A 3,060-nucleotide genomic window follows, 5' to 3' on the forward strand; every position below is an offset into this window, starting at 1 on the left:
GTTCAAGGCGGAGGCGGTCGCGTTGTTCCGGTTCCGGGCGGGAGCGGCGATCAAGTCGGTCGCCATCGATCTCGGGGTGAACACTGGGACAGTCCGGAACTGGATCCGGGCCGCCGGCGGACGATGTTCCGGTTCCCACTCCGCGTCGCCGCACGCGGTGAGGTCTGGTGGCGACGGCGTTGAAGCGGGGCCGGCCGCGGCCCGGAACAGGCTCTGGGAGCTGGAGGAAGAACGCGACATCCTGCGCAAGGCAGCCTGGTATTTCGCAGGGGAGACGTGCTGGTGAACCGCGGCCAGTTCGTTGACGATCACCGCGCCTGTTCGGCGTGAAGCGGTCTGCGACATCCTCGGGATGTCCCGCTCGAGCTTCTACTATCGGCGTCGCACCGCGGCCGCGCGGACGGCCCGGCAGTCGGCCGAGGCAGAGCTTGCCGCCTGGAATGCGCAGGATCTATTCAGGAATCCGACGGCACCTACGGCGCCCCCAGGATCGCGGCCGAACTCCGCGACGAGGGCGGTCTGGTGGTCAATCACAAGCGCGTTGCGAGGATCATGAAGGCCATCGGACTCGAGGGCCTTCGTCTGCGGCGCCGGCACCGCACCACCGTCGCGGACCCGGCAGCGGTGAAAGCACCAGACCTGGTAAGCAGTGACTTCACCGCATCCGAAGTGAATGCGAAGTACGTCGGCGACATCACCTACATGCCGGGAAGTTCTGCTGCCTCGCGATCGTCCTCGACCTGTGCTCAGGCCGCCTGGCCGGGTGGGCGATCGCCGATCACATGCGTACCGAACTGGTCACCGATGTCCTGGCGGCGGCCGGGCAGACTCGGGGAAGCCCGGTCGAGCGGTGATCCACGCCGATCACGGCTCTCAATACACGAGTCGGGCATTCGCCGAAGCATGCAGGTCAGCAGGGAGTCGCCAGAGCATGAGCGCGACCGGATCCAGCGCGGACAACGCCGCCGCCGAGTCGTTCAACGCGACCTTCAAAAGAGAAACACTCAAAGGCAGGAAAGGCTAGTCGGACGAGCGCGAGGCAGACGTGCTGAATTCGGGGACTCTCGAGCCAGTTGCGGGTGGAGACGCTGTTGTGCGAGGAGGGACTGTGGGTCACGACGTAGATGTCCCCGATGGGATTGGCCTCTTCGAGCAGTTGGAGGAACTGCTGGTAGAAAACGGCTGTTGCGAGAGGAAGCGGTCATAGTGACCCGCTGGCCGTCACGGATGCGCAGGCCTCCGTAGACCCAGGTCTTCTCCGGCCCGCGGGAGTAGTCGATCTCGTTCACCATGATGATCGCTGCCCCAGGAAGCAGGACGCGGAAGAGCCAGGCACGGGTCGTCCGAAGGAGCGAGGCGTCGGCGTGCCTGGCCGGTGTCTCGGGTGCCAGGGAGTGTAAGGCCGCTAGGGTCGCGCGCACAGCCGCGCGGTAAAGGGGATAACGTGGATCGGTCCGTCTGCTTGTGCATGATCGTCAAGAACGAGTCCGGCGTGATTGAACGCTGCCTGGCATCCGTGCGCGGCCTGATTACCACGTGGGTAATTTCGGACACTGGATCCACGGACGGCACGCAGGAACTGATCCGTGGGGCGCTCAAAGGCATCCCTGGCGAACTCCACGAAGAACCCTGGGTCAATTTTGGACACAACCGGACCCTGAACATTGCTCACGCCCGCGGCAAGGCCGACTATCTGCTGCTGCTCGATGCCGACCTGGAGATCCGCCAGGATGCTTCCCTTCCGCCGCTGACGGCCGCTTCCTACATGCTGCGGCATGAGGGCGATCTTGAGTACCGTATCAAGAGACTAGTCAGGGGCGACATCGCCTGGCGTTATGAAGGCGTCACCCACGAGTACATCACTACTGACGAGCCCGCCGACCAAGCGAACCTCGACGCCCTGGTGATCGTCGACCACGCTGATGGAGGATCGCGCCACGACAAGTTCGAACGCGACGCACGCCTGCTCAGCGCGGAACTCGAACGGGACCCCCACAACCCCCGCACCGCCTTCTACCTCGCCCAGACCATGCGTGACCTAGACAGGGTCCAGGAGGCCATCGCGCTCTACGAGCGCCGGGCGCAGATGGGCGGCTGGGCGGAAGAGGTCTACTATTCCCTGCTCCAGGTCGGCATCCTCAAAGCACGCGACGGAGACTGGCCCGCCGGCATGGATGCCCTGGTACGGGCATGGGAATACCGCCCCGCTCGTCTTGAAGCCTGCTACGAACTCTCATCGCGACTGCGCACCATGGGCCACTACCACACCGCGCACGCCTTCGTGGTCGCTGGACTCGGCCGCCCCGTGCCAGATGACCTGCTGTTCGTCAACCCCTGGGTATACAAGTGGGGGCTGTTGTTTGAGTTGTCCATCACCGCCTACTGGACAGGGGATTGGACCGGCTCTCTCCGGGCATGCGACCGGCTCCTCGCCATGCCCGGCCTACCTGAGAAATACCGCCAGCAGACCCTAGCCAACCGCGAGTATGCCGCTCAACGCCTCACTGCCGTCCTCGGGCCGGCAGGCGCCAGACGCGGACGGACAAAGCCCGCGAGGAAGCGGAGCAAGCGATAGGCCCGAGCACACTCCTGCAGGCCATCAGTGCTTCAAGGGATGCGCCACTTCACCGCGGACGCCAGAAACCAGGCGGTGCGGCGACACACCTAATAATGGAACAAGACTCACTGAACCTCTTTCATCCCCCGTGGGAGGGTGAAATGGCCTGGTCAGTGTGGGTGTGACAGGACAGGGCCCCTCGTCGTTGGTGTGGCGATACCACTCATCACGCCGGCAACCGAGGGGCGCTGTTGGTCCCGTATCCTTCCCTGCTCGACGTCCCGTACGAGCATGTCTCGTGGCTCATCTCTACGCGAAGGCATGAACTGCGTTCGCCGTGGCGGAAGCGGGGTTGACTTCAAGCAGGTCCTCCTGACGCTCGCGCATCTGCGCAAGGATGAGACATTCGCCTAACGACCTCGTGCGTGATTAGCGGTGACGGCGGCTGACCTGGGTCGTTGGTCTGTGTGTGGTGGGGGTTGAAGCACGCAGGTTGATCATGT

Annotated in this window: 3 protein-coding genes and 1 pseudogene; all 4 read left to right on the forward strand. The window is 64.2% G+C overall.

Annotation, left to right across the window (positions count from 1 at the left end; all coding sequences use genetic code 11):
- Positions 1–286, forward strand: a 286-nt coding sequence (locus tag ABZ070_RS36375; RefSeq protein ID WP_356640371.1) for a transposase, incomplete at its 5' end; no start/stop codon positions are given.
- A 167-nt stretch (positions 287–453) separates the two neighbouring features.
- Positions 454–1,245, forward strand: a complete 792-nt coding sequence (locus ABZ070_RS36380) for an IS3 family transposase (protein ID WP_356640375.1) — start codon at positions 454–456, stop codon at positions 1,243–1,245.
- Positions 1,246–1,468: 223 nt separating this feature from the next.
- The gene (locus tag ABZ070_RS36385; protein ID WP_356640373.1) at positions 1,469–2,575 is read left to right on the forward strand and encodes a glycosyltransferase; all 1,107 of its coding nucleotides are present in this window, start codon (positions 1,469–1,471) and stop codon (positions 2,573–2,575) included.
- A 192-nt stretch (positions 2,576–2,767) separates the two neighbouring features.
- A pseudogene (locus ABZ070_RS36390) lies at positions 2,768–2,968 on the forward strand (IS5/IS1182 family transposase); the annotation flags it as partial.
- Positions 2,969–3,060: the final 92 nt, after the last annotated feature.

The organism is Streptomyces sp. NPDC006283, assembly GCF_040613325.1.
In the GTDB taxonomy this organism is placed as follows: domain Bacteria; phylum Actinomycetota; class Actinomycetes; order Streptomycetales; family Streptomycetaceae; genus Streptomyces.